The sequence below is a fragment of the Parahoeflea alexandrii genome, assembly GCF_027214025.1.
GTDB classification, from domain to species: Bacteria; Pseudomonadota; Alphaproteobacteria; order Rhizobiales; family Rhizobiaceae; genus Hoeflea; species Hoeflea alexandrii_A.
Window position 1 is genome coordinate 323,722 of sequence record NZ_JAPWHB010000005.1, and the last position, 15,111, is coordinate 338,832.

Annotated in this window: 14 protein-coding genes and 1 riboswitch; of the genes, 10 read left to right on the forward strand and 4 right to left on the reverse strand. The window is 62.3% G+C overall.

Going from position 1 to position 15,111, the window contains the following annotated elements; translation table 11 throughout:
- Nucleotides 1–4 precede the first annotated feature (4 nt).
- Genes O4H62_RS17920 through O4H62_RS17930 form a run of 3 tightly spaced genes read right to left on the reverse strand, consistent with a single transcriptional unit; the run spans nt 5 to nt 2,119 of the window.
- Nucleotides 5–415, reverse strand: a complete 411-nt coding sequence (locus O4H62_RS17920) for a Fur family transcriptional regulator (protein ID WP_269389927.1) — start codon at nt 413–415, stop codon at nt 5–7.
- On the reverse strand, nt 412–1,263 hold the full coding sequence (locus tag O4H62_RS17925; RefSeq protein WP_269389928.1) for an iron chelate uptake ABC transporter family permease subunit: 852 nt from the start codon (nt 1,261–1,263) through the stop codon (nt 412–414). The genes O4H62_RS17920 and O4H62_RS17925 overlap by 4 nt, the downstream gene beginning before the upstream one ends.
- Nucleotides 1,256–2,119, reverse strand: a complete 864-nt coding sequence (locus O4H62_RS17930) for a metal ABC transporter ATP-binding protein (protein WP_269389930.1) — start codon at nt 2,117–2,119, stop codon at nt 1,256–1,258. Before O4H62_RS17930 ends, O4H62_RS17925 begins: the two co-directional genes overlap by 8 nt.
- Nucleotides 2,120–2,244: 125 nt before the next feature.
- Between O4H62_RS17930 and O4H62_RS17935 the strand changes: the two genes are divergently transcribed.
- The 10 genes from O4H62_RS17935 to O4H62_RS17980 all read left to right on the forward strand — a co-directional run bounded on the left by O4H62_RS17935 (nt 2,245) and on the right by O4H62_RS17980 (nt 13,884).
- Nucleotides 2,245–3,297, forward strand: a complete 1,053-nt coding sequence (locus O4H62_RS17935) for a zinc ABC transporter substrate-binding protein (RefSeq protein ID WP_269389931.1) — start codon at nt 2,245–2,247, stop codon at nt 3,295–3,297.
- 75 nt (nt 3,298–3,372) lie between these two features.
- Complete coding sequence (locus tag O4H62_RS17940) at nt 3,373–4,581, forward strand: GTP-binding protein (protein ID WP_269389933.1); 1,209 nt, start codon at nt 3,373–3,375, stop codon at nt 4,579–4,581.
- A 130-nt stretch (nt 4,582–4,711) separates the two neighbouring features.
- Nucleotides 4,712–6,214, forward strand: coding sequence for an ABC transporter substrate-binding protein (locus O4H62_RS17945; protein WP_269389934.1), 1,503 nt, complete (start codon nt 4,712–4,714; stop codon nt 6,212–6,214).
- The gene (locus O4H62_RS17950) at nt 6,211–7,185 is read left to right on the forward strand and encodes an ABC transporter permease (RefSeq protein ID WP_269389935.1); all 975 of its coding nucleotides are present in this window, start codon (nt 6,211–6,213) and stop codon (nt 7,183–7,185) included. The genes O4H62_RS17945 and O4H62_RS17950 overlap by 4 nt, the downstream gene beginning before the upstream one ends.
- A complete protein-coding gene (locus O4H62_RS17955) occupies nt 7,178–7,990 on the forward strand; it encodes an ABC transporter permease (protein WP_269389936.1) in 813 nt (270 codons plus the stop codon). Before O4H62_RS17950 ends, O4H62_RS17955 begins: the two co-directional genes overlap by 8 nt.
- Nucleotides 7,987–9,405, forward strand: coding sequence for an ABC transporter ATP-binding protein (locus tag O4H62_RS17960; RefSeq protein ID WP_269389937.1), 1,419 nt, complete (start codon nt 7,987–7,989; stop codon nt 9,403–9,405). Before O4H62_RS17955 ends, O4H62_RS17960 begins: the two co-directional genes overlap by 4 nt.
- Before the next feature lie 15 nt (nt 9,406–9,420).
- A riboswitch (cobalamin riboswitch) is annotated at nt 9,421–9,640 on the forward strand.
- Between the two features lie 269 nt (nt 9,641–9,909).
- Entirely contained in the window at nt 9,910–10,683 is a 774-nt protein-coding gene (locus O4H62_RS17965) for a (2Fe-2S) ferredoxin domain-containing protein (protein WP_269389938.1), read from the forward strand.
- A 30-nt stretch (nt 10,684–10,713) separates the two neighbouring features.
- Nucleotides 10,714–12,210 carry an ABC transporter substrate-binding protein gene (locus O4H62_RS17970; RefSeq protein WP_269389940.1) on the forward strand — a complete coding sequence of 499 codons (1,497 nt, stop codon included), beginning with the start codon at nt 10,714–10,716 and terminating at the stop codon, nt 12,208–12,210.
- A gap of 4 nt (nt 12,211–12,214) precedes the next feature.
- A complete protein-coding gene (locus tag O4H62_RS17975; RefSeq protein WP_269389942.1) occupies nt 12,215–13,132 on the forward strand; it encodes an ABC transporter permease in 918 nt (305 codons plus the stop codon).
- The gene (locus O4H62_RS17980; RefSeq protein WP_269389943.1) at nt 13,129–13,884 is read left to right on the forward strand and encodes an ABC transporter permease; all 756 of its coding nucleotides are present in this window, start codon (nt 13,129–13,131) and stop codon (nt 13,882–13,884) included. Before O4H62_RS17975 ends, O4H62_RS17980 begins: the two co-directional genes overlap by 4 nt.
- A gap of 246 nt (nt 13,885–14,130) precedes the next feature.
- Here the strand turns inward: O4H62_RS17980 and O4H62_RS17985 are convergent, their stop codons facing one another.
- Nucleotides 14,131–15,111, reverse strand: a complete 981-nt coding sequence (locus O4H62_RS17985) for a fumarylacetoacetate hydrolase family protein (protein ID WP_269389944.1) — start codon at nt 15,109–15,111, stop codon at nt 14,131–14,133.

The window sequence follows — 15,111 nt, forward strand, 5'->3', positions numbered from 1 at the left end:
TTGGTCAGGCGGCCTGGCAGTTGCTGCAGATGCCACGCAGTTCGACGGTTGACTTCTTCAGCGCAAAGCCGGCTTTCGATGCAAGTTGCTTCAGCCGCTCTGCCAGCGAAGTGTCTGAAATCTCGTTTACCTGTCCACAAGTCTCGCAGATCATGAAGGCGATGGCCTGGTGCGCATCGCAGCCCGGATGGCGGCAGGCAACAAAGGCATTGAGGCTCTCAAGTCGGTGTACGAGACCGAACTCCACAAGTTTGTCGAGCGCGCGATAGACCTGCAGGGGGGCTCGAAAGCCGTCATCGCGTAGATGATCAAGGATCGTGTAGGCGCTGAGCGGGCTGTCCGACTGGCTCAACGCGCCCATGACCAGCGCCTGGTTTTTTGTCAGTTCGGACGTTGTGTGAACATGCTCGTTCATGGACGTGCTCCTTTGTGCGCTCGGGGTGAGCCGCTATCAGGCCCGGCCGGTTTTGCGCCTGTGCGGCTAAAGACGGGCAGGATGGACAAGACAAAGAGACAGAGCGCGGCCACCACGATGCTCGGTCCTGCCGGCGTATCCCATTCCAGCGAACCGAACAGGCCGCCGATGACGGCGACGGCGCCGATGACGGCCGCCAGCACGGCCATCTGCTCCGGGCCTGCCGCAAACCTGCGCGCCGCGGCAGTGGGAATGATCAGCATGGCGGTGATCAGCAGCACGCCGACGATCTTCATCGAGATGGCAATGACGGCCGCCATCAACAGCATGAAGATGATATTGGCCCGTTCGGGGTTCATGCCTTCGGCTTCGGCGAGTTCCCGGTTGACGGTGGCGGCAAAGAGCGGCCGCCAGATGGCCGCGAGTATGGCGAGAACCACGACGCCGCCGAGCCAGATGACGGCTATGTCCGTCTTCGAGACGGCCAGGATGTCCCCGAAAAGGAAACCCATCAGGTCCATGCGGACCCATGTCATGAAGGCAAGCGCGACAAGGCCCAACGCAAGCGCCGAATGGGCAAGCAGGCCAAGCAGCGCATCGGCCGACAGGGTTGCGCGTTTCTGCAGCAGCAGCAGTGCGATCGACACGCAGGCGGACACGCCGAAGACGGCGAGAGTGATGTTGACCTCGAACAGGAAAGCCAATGCCACGCCTAAAAGCGCAGCGTGAGAAAGCGTGTCGCCAAAATAGGCCAGCCTGCGCCAGACGATGAAGCAGCCGAGCGGCCCCGTGACCAGCGCCACCCCGATGCCGGCCAGGATTGCGCGTGTGAAGAAGTCGTCAAGCATCGCGCCTGGCCTCCCTGTCGTGGCCATGTGGTTCGTGTTCATGCCCGTCATGATCATGTTCATGATGGTGGCCGTCTTCCGAGTGGCAGTGGTCGGTGACCGTGCCGTCGGCATGCCTTACCCGGCCGTCGGGCAGATGGGTATGGTCGTGATGGTGCTCGTAGACGGCGAGCGACGAGGCGGCGCGGGCGCCAAACAGTGCCTTGTATTCCGCACTGGAAGCAACAGCCTTCGGCGTACCGGAACAGCAGACATGACCGTTCAGGCAGATCACGCGGTCGGTTGCAGCCATGACGACATGGAGATCGTGCGAGATCAGGAGAATGCCGCAATGCATTTCATCGCGGATCCGCTTGATCAGATCATAAAGCGCGATCTCGCCGGTGAAGTCGACGCCCTGAACCGGTTCGTCCAGCACAAGCAGGTCCGGCTTTCGGGCCATGGCGCGGGCCAGCATGACCCGCTGGAACTCACCGCCGGACAGATTGCGCACCTCGGCGCCTGCAAGATGCGATATGCCTGTGGAAGACATCGCAGAATTCGCTTCATCGTCGCTGACATGTCCGGTCAGCCGCATGAAACGGCTGACAGTGAGCGGCATTGTCCAGTCCACGGAGAGTTTCTGGGGAACATAGGCAACGCGCAGGCCCGTCTTGCGAATGACGCTGCCTTCATCCGGCTTGAGGATTCCCAGCACCATCTTTGCGGTGGTCGACTTTCCAGATCCGTTCGGGCCGATGAGGGTGACGATCTCCCCTGCATCCACCGACATCGAGACACCACGGACCAGCCATCGTCCGGCACGGTGAATGCCGGCACTTTCGAGGGTAGCGAGCGCTTCAGGCTTGTTCAGCATGGTTCATTCGGGCCATTGAAAACGATTCCTGTACGAGGGTCTTGCATATGCTTATTGCACACGTTATACCGTTACGCAATCGTGTTATGAGATAACGTGACAAACGCACCATTCCGGAGATTGAAATGCATAAGATCAAATCCCTTTTGCTGGCGACTTCACTGCTTGCATACACCGCTGTCTCGGCCAGTGCAGAGGTAAACGTGGTGGCATCCATCAAGCCGGTTCATTCGCTGGTGGCTGCGGTGATGGAAGGTGTGGGTGAGCCCGGCCTGATCATCGAGGGCGCAGGCTCGCCACACAATTACGCCTTGAAGCCGTCCCAGGCGCAGATGCTGGAGAAGGCCAATCTGGTCTTCTGGATCGGACATGAGCTGGAAGCATTTCTTGAAAAGCCGCTGGAAACCGTTGGTGCGAACGCCAGGTCGGTCGAGTTGATCGATGCCCATGATCTGGTCAGGCTGGGTTTTCGGGAAGGCGGTGCGTTCGAGAAGCACAGCCATGGTGATCAAGATGATCATGACGAGGCTGCGGCGGCCGGGCATGACGATCACGATGACCATGGCAATGAGAAAACGGCTGAAGCCGGCCATGATGAGGACGACCACGATCACGAAAAGACGGGCGAGGCCGGTCACGAGGGTCACGACCATGGTGCGTTTGACGCCCACGTCTGGCTTGATCCGATGAATGCCAAGGCGATGGTTCATGAGATCGAGGAAGCACTGATTGCCGCCGATCCGGACAATGCGGCAAAGTACGAGGCCAATGCCGAAGCCGTCAGTGCGAAGCTCGATACTCTGATTGCCGAGGTCGGCGCCGAACTGGAACCGGTCAAGGACAAGGGGTTCATCGTGTTTCACGATGCCTATCAGTATTTCGAGAAGCGCTTCGGCGTGACGGCATCCGGCTCCATCACGGTTTCACCGGAAGTCATGCCCGGCGCCGAACGCATTACCGAGATCCGTGCCCGCGTGCAGGAACTGGGAGCGGCCTGCGTCTTCGCCGAGCCGCAGTTCGAACCGAAGCTGATCTCGACGGTGATCGAGGGCACGCAGGCCAGGTCCGGGGTGATCGACCCGCTGGGCGCGGAACTGGAAAACGGCCCCGATCTCTACTTCCATGTCATTCGCAAAATGGCGTCATCCATCAAGACCTGCCTGTCGGAAGCTAGCTGACATCGAGACTTGCCTCCATCGCGGGCGGCAAACGTCGCCCGCTTTCTCGTAACCTCGGTAGTCATGGTATAACATATGGAAAACCAACACCTCCCGGTCACCGTGCTGTCCGGCTTCCTCGGCGCGGGCAAGACCACGTTGCTCAACCACATCCTTAACAACCGCGAAGGCATGCGGGTGGCGGTCATCGTCAACGACATGAGCGAGGTCAACATCGACGCGACCCTCATTCGCGATGGCGGTGCAAACCTGTCGCGCACCGACGAGCAACTGGTCGAGATGACCAATGGCTGCATCTGCTGCACGCTGCGCGACGATCTTCTGGCCGAGGTGACCGCGCTTGCCGCCCAGGGCCGGTTCGATCACCTGCTGATTGAATCGACCGGTATTTCCGAACCGCTGCCCGTCGCCTCTACCTTCGAATTCCGCGACGAGCAGGGCTTCAGCCTGTCGGATGTCGCCAGGCTCGATTCGATGGTCACGGTGGTCGATGCGGCAAGCCTGCTCAAGGACTATGCCTCGAGCGATTTCCTGCGTGATCGCGGCGAGACACTGGGCGACGAGGACAACCGCACGCTTGTGGATCTGCTCGTCGACCAGATCGAATTCGCCGACACGATCATCCTCAACAAGGTGTCGGCAACATCGCCGGAAAACCTGGATGCGGCACGCAAGATCATCCGTTCGCTCAATCCTGACGCTTTCTTGATCGAGACCGATTTCGCGCAGGTTGCTCCGCGCGAGGTTCTGGGTACAGGCCGTTTCGACTTCGACAAGGCGCATGAGCACCCGTTCTGGTACAAGGAGCTCAACGGCTTCAAGGATCATGTTCCCGAGACCGAGGAATATGGCATCCGCTCCTTTGTCTACCGCGCCCGCCAGCCCTTCGAACCGATGAAGCTGAAAGCCTTCATCAACCGTCCCTGGCCCGGTGTGGTGCGCGCCAAGGGCTTCTTCTGGCTGGCGACCAGGCCGCGGTTTGTCGGCGAGCTCTCCATGGCCGGCGCGCTTGTCCGTACCGAAAAGCGCGGGTTGTGGTGGTCGGCGGCTCCAAAGGAATACTGGCCCGATGATCCGGCATGGCATCGCGCCATGGCGCCGTACTTCGATCCCGTCTGGGGCGATCGCCGCCAGGAGCTGGTGTTCATCGGCTGCGATCCGATGGACGAGGTTGCCATTCGCCGCGATCTCGACGCCTGCCTGGTGAACGCGCCGGCCTTGCTGCCCGATCTGTGGACATCCATGCCCGATCCGTTTCCGGCCTGGGACAAGAAGGTGGCTTAGGCGCTTCCAGCAGGACCAGCCCGGAATCCGGAGCGATCCGGCGACCGTTCGAACCGCGCGGACACTGCGCAGCGGACGGCACTACACGCATTTCCAGAAATCCGATTTTCAACCAACCAAGAGATCCCCAATGATGAAGAGACTCGCCCTTGCCATCCTTCTGTCTACGAGCCTTTCACCGGCCGCTCTGGCCGCTGACGACGTGTTTGTCGTTGCCGCGCCTTTTGAAATCAAGGGCGCCGATCCGTCGTTGTCGGGTGACATTTTTCTCAAGATGGACATCGCCGAGACGCTGGTGAATGCCGACACGGCCGGCCACCTGCAGCCCGGCCTCGCTGAGAGCTGGTCGGTGTCCGATGACGGGCTCAACTGGCGGTTTGACCTGCGCGAGGGCGTGACCTTCCATGATGGGTCGCCGTTCACCGCCTCCACCGCCGCAGCGGCGCTTGACATCGCCAGGGCGAAGAAGGGCTTGCTTTCGAATGCGCCGATTACGTCCATCACAGCCGACGGCGCGGATCTGGTGATCTCCCTGTCCGAGCCCTTCGCCGCGCTGCCGGCCTTCCTGGCCGAGTACCGCTCGCAGATCCTGGCGCCCCGGGCCTACGGTCCCGATGGCATGGCGACATCCGTCATCGCCACAGGTCCGTTCAAGGTGACCGACATGCAGGCGCCGTTGTCGCTCCGGACCGAGCGCAACGAGGCCTATTGGGGTGCCAAGCCGGCGATCGCCAGGGCAAGCTATTCCGCCATCGGCCGCGCCGAAACCCGCGCCCTGATGGCGGAAAGCGGCGATGCCGATTTCGTCTTCAACCTCGATCCTGCGTCGGTCCAGAGGCTGGCTTCGGTGGATCAGGTCGGGATCCATTCGGTCTCGATCCCCCGCACGTTGATGCTGAAACTCAACGCGGCCGATCCGCATTTCGACACGGTCGCCGAGCGTAAGGCGCTGAGCCTCGCCATCGACCGCGCCGGATTGGCCAGCGCGGTGCTGCGCTACCCCGCGGCCGCGGACCAGATGTTTCCGCCGGCCATGGCGCAGTGGCATCAGGCAGGCACTTCTCCGCTCGGTTTCGATCCGGAAGCCGCCAAGGCCCTGCTGGCCCAGGAAGGCTGGATGCCGGGTGCAGATGGCATTCTTGAGAAGGATGGCGATCGGTTCGAGGTGGAATTGCTGACCTATCCCGATCGCCCGGAACTGCCGCTTGTTGCCGCGGTTCTCGAACAGATGTTCGCCGATGTCGGCATCAAGGCAGTCATCAACTCCACCAATTTCTCCGAAATCCCGGCCAAGCACGCCGATGGCACGCTGCAAATGGCGTTGTTCGCCCGCAACTTCGGCCTGGTTCCCGATCCGATCGGAACCCTGTTGCAGGATTACGCTCCGGGCGGCGACTGGGGCGCCATGGGCTGGGAGAACGCTGAGTTGACCGGCCTGGTCGACAAGCTTGCCAGCGGCACCGGAACCGATGAAGACCGTGCCCGGGTGTCTTCCATCCTCAATGACCAGCTTCCGGTCATTCCGATCGCCTGGTACCAGCAGACCGCCGCGGTCTCCAAAGCCGTGACCGGCGTGGTCATCGACCCCTATGAGCGCAGCTTCGGCCTGCGCGGCATGAGCTTTGCGCAATGAGTTCACTCGCCCGCATCCTCGGCTTCCGCCTTGCCCAGGCGGGAGTCGTGGGGGTGATCGTGGGTATTGCCACCTTTGTGATGATGCGGGCCCTGCCGGGCGATCTGGCGTTCCGCATCGCCGCGGGGCGCTATGGCTATGACAACACCACCGCCGAAGCCGCAGCCCAGGTGCGCGATGAGCTGGGTCTCGATCAAGGTCCGCTTCTGGCTTTCCTGGACTGGATCGGAGACATCGCCCGCTTCGATCTCGGCCGGTCGCTGGTCTCGGGAGAAACGGTCTGGTCGGAGATCACCCATCAGCTTGGCGCCAGCCTGCAACTGGCCGGCGCCGCAGTGCTTCTGGCCATGCTGATCGGCCTGCCGGTCGGTATCTGGTGCGGATTGCGTGCGGGCAGTACGGCCGACCGGCTTCTGATCCTGATCTCGTCGGCGGCGCGGGCCATGCCGCAATTCCTGCTCGGGCTGGTGCTGATCGTCATCTTCGCCGTGCAGTTGCGCCTTTTGCCCGCGGCGGGGCATGGAGATGTCAAGCACCTCGTTCTTCCCGCGCTGACATTGGCGCTGGGGCTGGCGGCGGCTCTGGCGCGCATCACCCGGGAAGCGACCCACGGTGTGGCGCAATCTTCCTATTACGAATTCGCCCGGTGGAAGGGGCTCAGCGACCGGCAGGTCTTCTTCCGCCACGGGCTGCGCAACATCACGCCCCCGGTGCTGACCTATCTCGGCCTGCAGTTCGTGCTGCTGGCCGAGGGCGTGGTGGTTGTCGAGACGATTTTCGGCTGGCCGGGCATCGGCCATGCGCTGATCCACGCGATCTTTCACCGCGACGTGCCGATGGTTCAGGGCACGGCGCTGGTGATGGGGCTGGGCTTCGTCTTGATCAACACGCTTGTTGATCTGGCAATCACCCGGATCGATCCGCGCGGCGACGGCCGGTCTTCAAACAGGGCAGGGATCGAACATGGTTGACTTGACCGCAATTGCGCCGGCGAAGACGGTTCGCCGCCCGGCGCCGTGGGCCTTCATCGTGCTTGCCGCAGTGGTAGTGTTAGCGCTTCTGGCGCCGTTGATCGACCAGCTCGGCCCCTACAGGCAGGTGCTGTCGAAAGCCCTGTCCGGTCCGGATATGATCGCGCCCCTGGGCTATGATCATCTTGGCCGCTCGATGCTGGCGCGCATGGCTTATGCCGTCCGCCTGTCGCTTGCCCTGGCCATGGCCTCGACGGTCACCGCGGCCTTCATCGGCATTGCCCTTGGCATGCTCGCAAGCTGGCGCGGCGGGTGGACCGACACGCTCCTGCGTCTGGTGTCGGACTCCATGCTGGCGCTGCCGGCGCTGCTGCTGGTCCTGATTGCCGGCGTGATCGTACAATCGACTGCGGTGTCCTTCTGGATCGGCCTTGCGGCCGTGCAATGGATCGAGTTCTTCCGTCTTTCGCGTTCGATGATGCGGTCTCTGATCCAGTCGCCTGCCGTTGAGGCGGCCCGGTTGCTGGGCTTTGGCCCGGTGCACATTTTCTGCCATCACCTGTGGCCGGAAATGCGGCCGCTGCTGCTGACCGCGGCCGCTTTTGGCGTCGCCAATGCCATCATGGTGATTGCGGCGCTGGGCTTTGTCAGCGTCGGCATGCGCGCGCCGACCCCGGAAATGGGACTGATGATGGTCGAGTTGCTTCCCTATTGGCGCGAGGCCCCTTGGGCGCTGGCACAACCGGTGCTGGCCTGTTTTGCCATTCTTCTGGCCCTGAACTCGATCGCCGGAGCAAAGACATGAGTGTTCTTATCGAAGCCCGCGAGGTGGCCGTCGATGGTCCGCAGGGCCGCCTGGTCGAGCCGGTGTCACTGACGCTCAGGCCAGGTGTCCCGTTGACCATCGTCGGCGAAACCGGGTCCGGTAAAAGTCTCTTGATGCAGGCGCTGATGGGCACATTGCCGGCCGGCCTGCAGGCGCGGGGGTCGGCGCGGATCGACGGCGAAGACTTTGATCTTTCGGCCCCGGGAAACATGCGCCGGCTCTGGGGCCGGACAATCGCGGTGTTGCCGCAGGAGCCCTGGCTGGCGCTCGACCCGCTGATGCGGGCCCGCGAGCAGGTTGCCGAAGTCCATCACCTCGTAAGTCTGGAGACAGCAGGGGGCGCCCATGCCGATGCCGATCTCGAAACCGTCGGGCTGGCAAGGGCTGCGGCACGTCTGCCGGGCGAACTGTCGGGCGGCATGGCGCAAAGATTGGCCTTTTCCGCCGCGCGCGCCGGTGGCGCAACCATCCAGTTTGCCGATGAGCCGACCAAGGGGCTCGACACCGCGATGCGCGACGGGATCGCCGATCTGCTGATTGGCCGGCTTGGAGCGGAAGGCGGGCTGCTGACCGTAACCCATGATCTCGACCTGGCGCGGCGGATCGGCGGCGAACTGATGGTAATGCTGAAGGGCCGCATCGTCGAACAGGGGCCTGCGTCCCGGCTGCTCGCCGCGCCCTCGCATGACTACACAAGGCGGCTTGTCGCCGCCCAGCCATCGAATTGGGCGCGGAGGCAGGGATCACAAGGCAGCGAGGCGGCGGTGATCTCAGCGCGAGGCTTGTCGGTGGTGCGCGGCGGCGTGCGCCTGTTCGATGGCGTCGATCTTGATCTCAGGCCCGGCGCCATCACCGGCATTCTGGGCCGCAGCGGCTGCGGCAAGACCAGCCTCGGCAATGCGCTTCTGGGCCTGGTTCCGCTGTCAGGCGGGCATGTGTCGCGCGATCCCTCGATCCTTTCGCACCGGTTCCAGAAACTCTGGCAGGATCCGCCGAGCGCCTTTGCCAGAACCCAGACCATCGGTCGCGAGCTCAACGCGCTGGCGAGACTCCATCGGGTCGACCGGCAGCGGATGGATCGTCTGCTCAAGCGGCTGCGTCTGTCGCCGGAACTGCTGAAACGACCGCCCGGCCAGGTTTCCGGTGGCGAATTGCAACGCATCGCGCTGATGCGGGCGCTGATGGTCGATCCGGTCTTTCTTTTTGCCGATGAACCAACCTCGCGGCTCGACCTGATCACCCAGCAGGAAGTGATCGACATGCTGGGCGAGGTGGTGCGTGAGGAAAAGCTGGCGCTCCTCATCGTCAGCCACGACGGCGATCTGCTCGAGCGTTTCTGCGACGATGTGGTGAAGCTCGACCATCGCGACGGAACAGCAAGGCAAAGCAATTGACGAGGTGAAAACATAAATCTAGGTTCATGGAATGGTTCCGCCCGACTCGAAGGAAAGGCGGATTAAAAGGGAACACGGTGAGGTGTAGCCAAGAGGCGCCGAATCCGTGACTGCCCCCGCAACTGTGAGCGGCGAGCTCTCTCAAGAGCGACCACTGGTGCTACGACGGCATTGGGAAGGTTTGAGAAAGCAATGACCCGCAAGTCAGGAGACCTGCCATGACCATTGAAACTCAACCCGGGCGGGGTGTCCGGAAAGGGAGAATTGTCGTGAGCAACCGGAATTCCGGACATAGCGAAGCCAGTGATCACTTTGCCCCCCGCACTCTTGTGCGGAGCGCGCAATGCCGACCAGAGCGACAACCACACCACCAGCCTCCCATAGCATAACCGTCTGCACCGCGTGCCGCCACACGGGCTCCGACCGGCCGTGCAGGGTTGCCTATCCGGCCACTGTCAACGCGGCGTTCCTGTGCGCCTCGACTGGCCTCGCGCGGGGCACGTCGTGACTGAAACGATCAATCCCGAAGAACGCGACGCCGTTCTTCTCGTCGCCAAGTCCGCATTTGCCGCTGCACCTTACGCTGACATGGAGCGCATTGCGGCGAGCGTGGCCGCGCGGCGTCCCGGGGTCTTGGTCAGATTCGGCTTTACCGAACAGGGGATGCCGTCTCTGCGGGACGCCTTGCGCGAGCTTGTCGGGCAACGGGTTGCGCGCGTTACCCTTGTCCCGCTGGTGCTGCCAATGGAGCCGAGCTTCGACACCTGGCTGAAGAAATCGGTCCGTCGCTGGCAAAGCGAGGACGGGCGAGACTGGCCGGAGGTATCCGTTGCCGGACGGATCAGCGAAAGCCCGCATTTGGCGGATCTTGTCGAAGCGCTCCTTGAGGCGAGTTCGTCCCTCGAACGCGCGACCCGTCTGAACTCACCGGTGGAAGGATCACTGGTGCCTGCGCAGAAGCGCCGCGTTCTCGTTTGCCAGGGAGGTGCCTGCAACATGGCCGGCGCCGAAGCAATCTGGTGTCACCTGCGAAACCAGCAGGTTCGCCAGAAGCTCAGGGTTACCGGCGATGGAACCATGACGGCGAAATCCACCTGCCTCGGGCCCTGCAATCTTGCGCCCGTCGTCCAGGTCTTCCCCGAAGGCACCTACTACGGCGGCGTCACCGAAGCAGCCATCGACCGGATCATCAGCGAGCACCTTCTCGGTGGTTCGGTTGTCGAAGCCTTCGCCTATCACCCGACGGGCCGCAAGCAGCGGCTGCGTACCCCCCTTTAGTCATAGTCTTTTCAAGTAGGAGAAAACTGCATGTCATTTGTATTGAGAAATTGCCTCGCCGGTGTGGTGATTGCCACCGGTCTGGTCGCCAGCTTGCCTGTGAGCGCCGCCGACCAACTCCGCTTCGGCGCCACATTCATCACCAGCGGTTTGGATCCGGCCAAGGGCTCCAACGGGTGGGCGCTGGCGAGCCACGGTGTCGGCGAGAAGCTGTTCATGGTCGACAGGGACGGCAAGCTGGTGCCCGAACTGGCGCAATCCGCCGAACGGACCGGTGACCTGGAATGGACCATAAAGTTGAAGCAGGATCGCTTCTTTTCCGACGGAACACCGGTGACTGCCGCTGCGCTCAAGGCAGGTTTCGATCACACTTTCGCAAGCAACGGCGCGGCCCTGGCCACCGGTGGCAAGCTGGAGTTTGCCGCCGACGGGGACTTCGTCCTCAAGGTTGCGACAGAAAAGCCGGTTCCGCTCATCCAGGCGCTGTTCGCGGAATGGCCGTTGATTGCCTACAAGCCGGGACCGGAGGAGGGGACCGCGATCTTCTCGGGACCCTACCAGATCGCCGAATTCAAGGCGGACAACGCCGTCGAGCTCAGCCCGAATCCCCATTTCGACGACGCTGACACACGCGCTCCGGTGTCCCTCAAACGGTTCGGCGATGCCCAGGCAATGGCTATTGCGCTTGAGTCCGGTGAACTCGATCTCGCCTTCGGATTGCCTTCGGAAAGTGTCGCGCGCCTGGAGCGAAACCCGGATCTGACCATCAAGTCGTTCCCCGTGGGATATCAGTATTTCGCATTTCTCAACACCGAACGCCCCGCGCTTCAGGAAGTCGCCGTGCGTCAGGCGATCGATCTTGCCTTCGATCGCGAAGAACTTGCAGCGGCGATCAATGGCGGGATGCCGGCAACTGGCGCTTATGCACCCTACTTCCCCTTTGCTGCCAAGGACGCCCGAATGGGAGATTTGGCAAAGGCCGAAGCGCTCCTTGATGCCGCAGGCTGGGAAAAGGGCTCGGACGGCATTCGCAGCAAGGACGGCAAGGAACTCCGCTTGCTGGCCATCACCTATCCGCAACGGCCCGACCTCGTGACCATGTTGCCCGTGATCAAGGCGGAACTGGCGAGGGCGGGTATTGCGCTCGATACACGTATCGTCGACAACATTTCCGAAGTGGCCGCGGGAGGTGATTTCGATATTGCGCTCTGGGCACAGCATACGGCACCGAGCGGCGATCCAGCATTCTTCCTCAATTCCATGCTGCGCACGGGGGCGTCGTTGAATTACACCAACTACGCCTCCGCCGAGTTCGATGCCATTATCGACCGTTTCGCCACGACCGGAGATCCTGAAGAGCGGGTCCAGATCGCGCTCGACGCCCAGAACAAGCTGTTCGAAGACGTGCCTGTATCCTTCCTTGTCTCGCCGGTCTGGTATGTCGGCCTGTCGCAGCGGATGAAAAACTACGAACCCTGGGGATCGGATTACCACGTGCTGCGCGCCGATATCGGTCAGGGCAGGTAGTCCGGTGAAAAAACCGGCATCATGGGCGATGCAGTCGGGGCTTGGCCTCCTGGTCATATCCTTTGCAGCTTTTGCAATCATCGCGCTGATGCCGGCTGATCCGGTCGAAATCGCCATTCGGGCCTGGAACCTGGCGGCAACCGATGAAACGGTTGCCGCCCTCAGGCGCGAGTGGGGGCTCGACCGTCCCTTTCTGGTCCGATACGGGGACTGGCTGGTGAGTTTCCTGCAGGGCGAATGGGGTCGCTCTTTCCGCACCGGCGAACCTGTCTTTGAAGAATTCATGAAAAGGCTGCCCCTTTCGCTGCTGCTCGGGGCATCCGGCATCGGACTGGCAATCGCGCTTGCACTTCCGATCGGCTTTGTCTCGGCCCTGCATCCAGGCGGGCTGGCCGATCGATTGAGCCGCCTGTTGTCTGTGGCCACGCAGTCGATACCGATCTTCGCGACAGGTCTGGTGCTGATATGGGTTCTCGGGGTGAAGCTGCGCTGGCTCCAGCCGTTCTCCGATCACGCAGCTGCCGTGATGCTTTCCATCTGCCTCATCTCGCTGCATTCGATGGCGGTTCTCGCACGCGTCTATCGGCAGGGGCTGCAAGCGGCAATGGCGCAGCCCTGGTTTCTCACCGCGCGGGCAAAAGGGCTTTCTGACGCGAGGGCGCTCTGGCGCCATGCCCACCCCAGCGCATTCTATGCGGTGATAGCCGCCGTTCACGCAGAGGCGGGATGGGTGATCGGAAGTTCGGCAACGATGGAAATCCTGTTCGGTCTGCCGGGGATCAGCCAGTTTCTTGTGCTCAGCATCTCGGCGCGCGATCAGATGGTGCTTCAGGCCTATGTGATGGTCGTGGCGCTGTGGATGATACTGGTCGATCTGCTCGCCCGGTTTCTGATGAGCCGGCTCGATCCCCGCCTGTCATGACACGCGGCCTCGCTCTACTCCTTCTGATCGCAATCCTGCTTGCTGCCGGCCTTTGGCAGCCGCATGATCCCGATGCGGTCGACATTCTGGCGCGTCATTCTGGCCCGAGTCTGAGCCACCCGCTTGGAACCGATCACCTCGGGCGCGACCTTCTTTCACGGCTGATGATCGGCGGGCTTCGGACCGGGACAGTCATTGTTGCCGTGGCCTCGATCGGGTTTGCCGGTGGCGCACTTTTCGGTACGCTCGCAGCGCTGCTTGGCGGCTGGCGCGAGACAGTGATCCTCCGCGCCAGCCAGGTATTCATCATGGTGCCAACCCTTATAGTTGCCCTCACCGCCGCCGCGGTTTTCGGACTGTCACCGTTGAATGCCGGAATTGCGCTCGGCCTAGCAGCGATCGGGCCACTGACCCTTTTTACCCATTCCCTGACAAAAAGGGTGCTCGGACAACCCTTCATAACCGCCGCGGTCGCGCTTGGCGTGCCGCCGCTTGGAATGCTGACCCGGCATCTCCTTCCCAACACCCTGCCGGCATTGCTGACTTATATCGGCAACCAGTCCGGTGCTGCAGCCATTGCCTACGCGTCGCTTGCCTTCATCGGACTGGGCGCCGATCCGTCGCTGCCGGATTGGGGTGGAATGCTGTTCGAATACCGCATGTTTATCTTCGACAACCCGATGCTGCTCATCTGGCCCGGCCTGGCGCTGGGCGTCACGGTGTTTATCCTCAATCGTATGTTTGACCGGTAGGTTGCCGACGGCCAACCGCAATCCGCTCACCGGCCTGCTCCTTTGCCTCATAACCGTGGCACTGCTTGCGTTGCCAGGGGCGCTCGTGGCCACGTCCTTGGCGTGGCGCGCACTACGCACTCCAATAGCGCCGACCGGCTGGTGCTGGCCGTTGATTATGTTGATAACCTGTGCGGCCTGGCTGCACTGGCGATCTCAACGCGATGACTGTCGCAGATGAAGCCGCCAACACGCCGGAGTTCTCAGTTACGGCCCGAGAACGGAAACGGTCTGGGCTATGTCGCCAAAGAGATTGTCACCCGTTTCCGTCTCGGAACGCATCTGGACCCGGTCGCCATTCTGCATGAAACGGGTCCGGGCCTCACCGACCCGGATGGTTTCGATGGCGCGGCGCTCGGCGATGCAGCTTGAGCCGACGCTCTCGTAGTCCTTGTTGGAGACCGTGCCCGAGCCAAGGATGGTTCCGGCGGGCAGATTGCGCGAATAGGCGGCATGGGCGATCAGCTGGTCAAATCCGAATTTCATCTCATTGCCATTGGTGCGGCCGAATTCCGCACCGTTGAGACGTACCTGCAGCGGCAGGCAGACGCGGTTGTTCTGCCATGACGCACCCAGTTCGTCCGGGGTGACCGCGAAAGGCGCGATGCCGCAGGCGGGCTTGCATTGGAGCCAGCCGAAGCCTGTCGCCATCTCGATGGGGCCGATGGTCCGAAGGCTCCAGTCATTGATCAGGACGATCAGGCGGATGTATCTTGAGGCGTCTTCGGCCCTGGTGCCCATCGGCACGGCATCGAGGATGACACCGTATTCGCCCTCGAAATCGATCCCGTCCCTGGCCGAGGGAAAGACAGCCGTTGCCGTGGGCGGCAGGAAACGGTCGGACATCCCCTGGTACATCAGCGGGCGGTCGTTGAGGCCAACTTCCGGCTGTCCCCAGGCTTTCTGGATCAACAGGGAGTGGGTTTCAAAGGCCGATCCGTCGAGCCACTGCCACGCACGCGGCAAGGGCGCGAGCGTCGCGTCTGCTGAAAGAGGCTGGGCATCGGCGGCTTCACCGGCATTCAGCCTGTCATATTGCGCCTGCCAGAGAATTGCGTTCTCGGCCCATGTTTCAAGGGCCTGTTGCAGGGTCCCGGCATTATCGGCAGGCACTGCGAGTTGTCCGTCGCGGGAAGCGACATGAAGCCGTCCGTCCGGTGTGCCGTTGGCGAGGGTTACGAATTTCAT

Bases quoted from the DNA above. Each gene is read 5' to 3' on its own strand.
- O4H62_RS17920 (WP_269389927.1), bottom strand. From the start codon at position 415: ATGAACGAGCATGTTCACACAACGTCCGAACTGACAAAAAACCAGGCG.
- O4H62_RS17925 (WP_269389928.1), bottom strand. From the start codon at position 1,263: ATGCTTGACGACTTCTTCACACGCGCAATCCTGGCCGGCATCGGGGTG.
- O4H62_RS17930 (WP_269389930.1), bottom strand. From the start codon at position 2,119: ATGCTGAACAAGCCTGAAGCGCTCGCTACCCTCGAAAGTGCCGGCATT.
- O4H62_RS17935 (WP_269389931.1), top strand. From the start codon at position 2,245: ATGCATAAGATCAAATCCCTTTTGCTGGCGACTTCACTGCTTGCATAC.
- O4H62_RS17940 (WP_269389933.1), top strand. From the start codon at position 3,373: ATGGAAAACCAACACCTCCCGGTCACCGTGCTGTCCGGCTTCCTCGGC.
- O4H62_RS17945 (WP_269389934.1), top strand. From the start codon at position 4,712: ATGATGAAGAGACTCGCCCTTGCCATCCTTCTGTCTACGAGCCTTTCA.
- O4H62_RS17950 (WP_269389935.1), top strand. From the start codon at position 6,211: ATGAGTTCACTCGCCCGCATCCTCGGCTTCCGCCTTGCCCAGGCGGGA.
- O4H62_RS17955 (WP_269389936.1), top strand. From the start codon at position 7,178: ATGGTTGACTTGACCGCAATTGCGCCGGCGAAGACGGTTCGCCGCCCG.
- O4H62_RS17960 (WP_269389937.1), top strand. From the start codon at position 7,987: ATGAGTGTTCTTATCGAAGCCCGCGAGGTGGCCGTCGATGGTCCGCAG.
- O4H62_RS17970 (WP_269389940.1), top strand. From the start codon at position 10,714: ATGTCATTTGTATTGAGAAATTGCCTCGCCGGTGTGGTGATTGCCACC.
- O4H62_RS17980 (WP_269389943.1), top strand. From the start codon at position 13,129: ATGACACGCGGCCTCGCTCTACTCCTTCTGATCGCAATCCTGCTTGCT.
- O4H62_RS17985 (WP_269389944.1), bottom strand. From the start codon at position 15,111: ATGAAATTCGTAACCCTCGCCAACGGCACACCGGACGGACGGCTTCAT.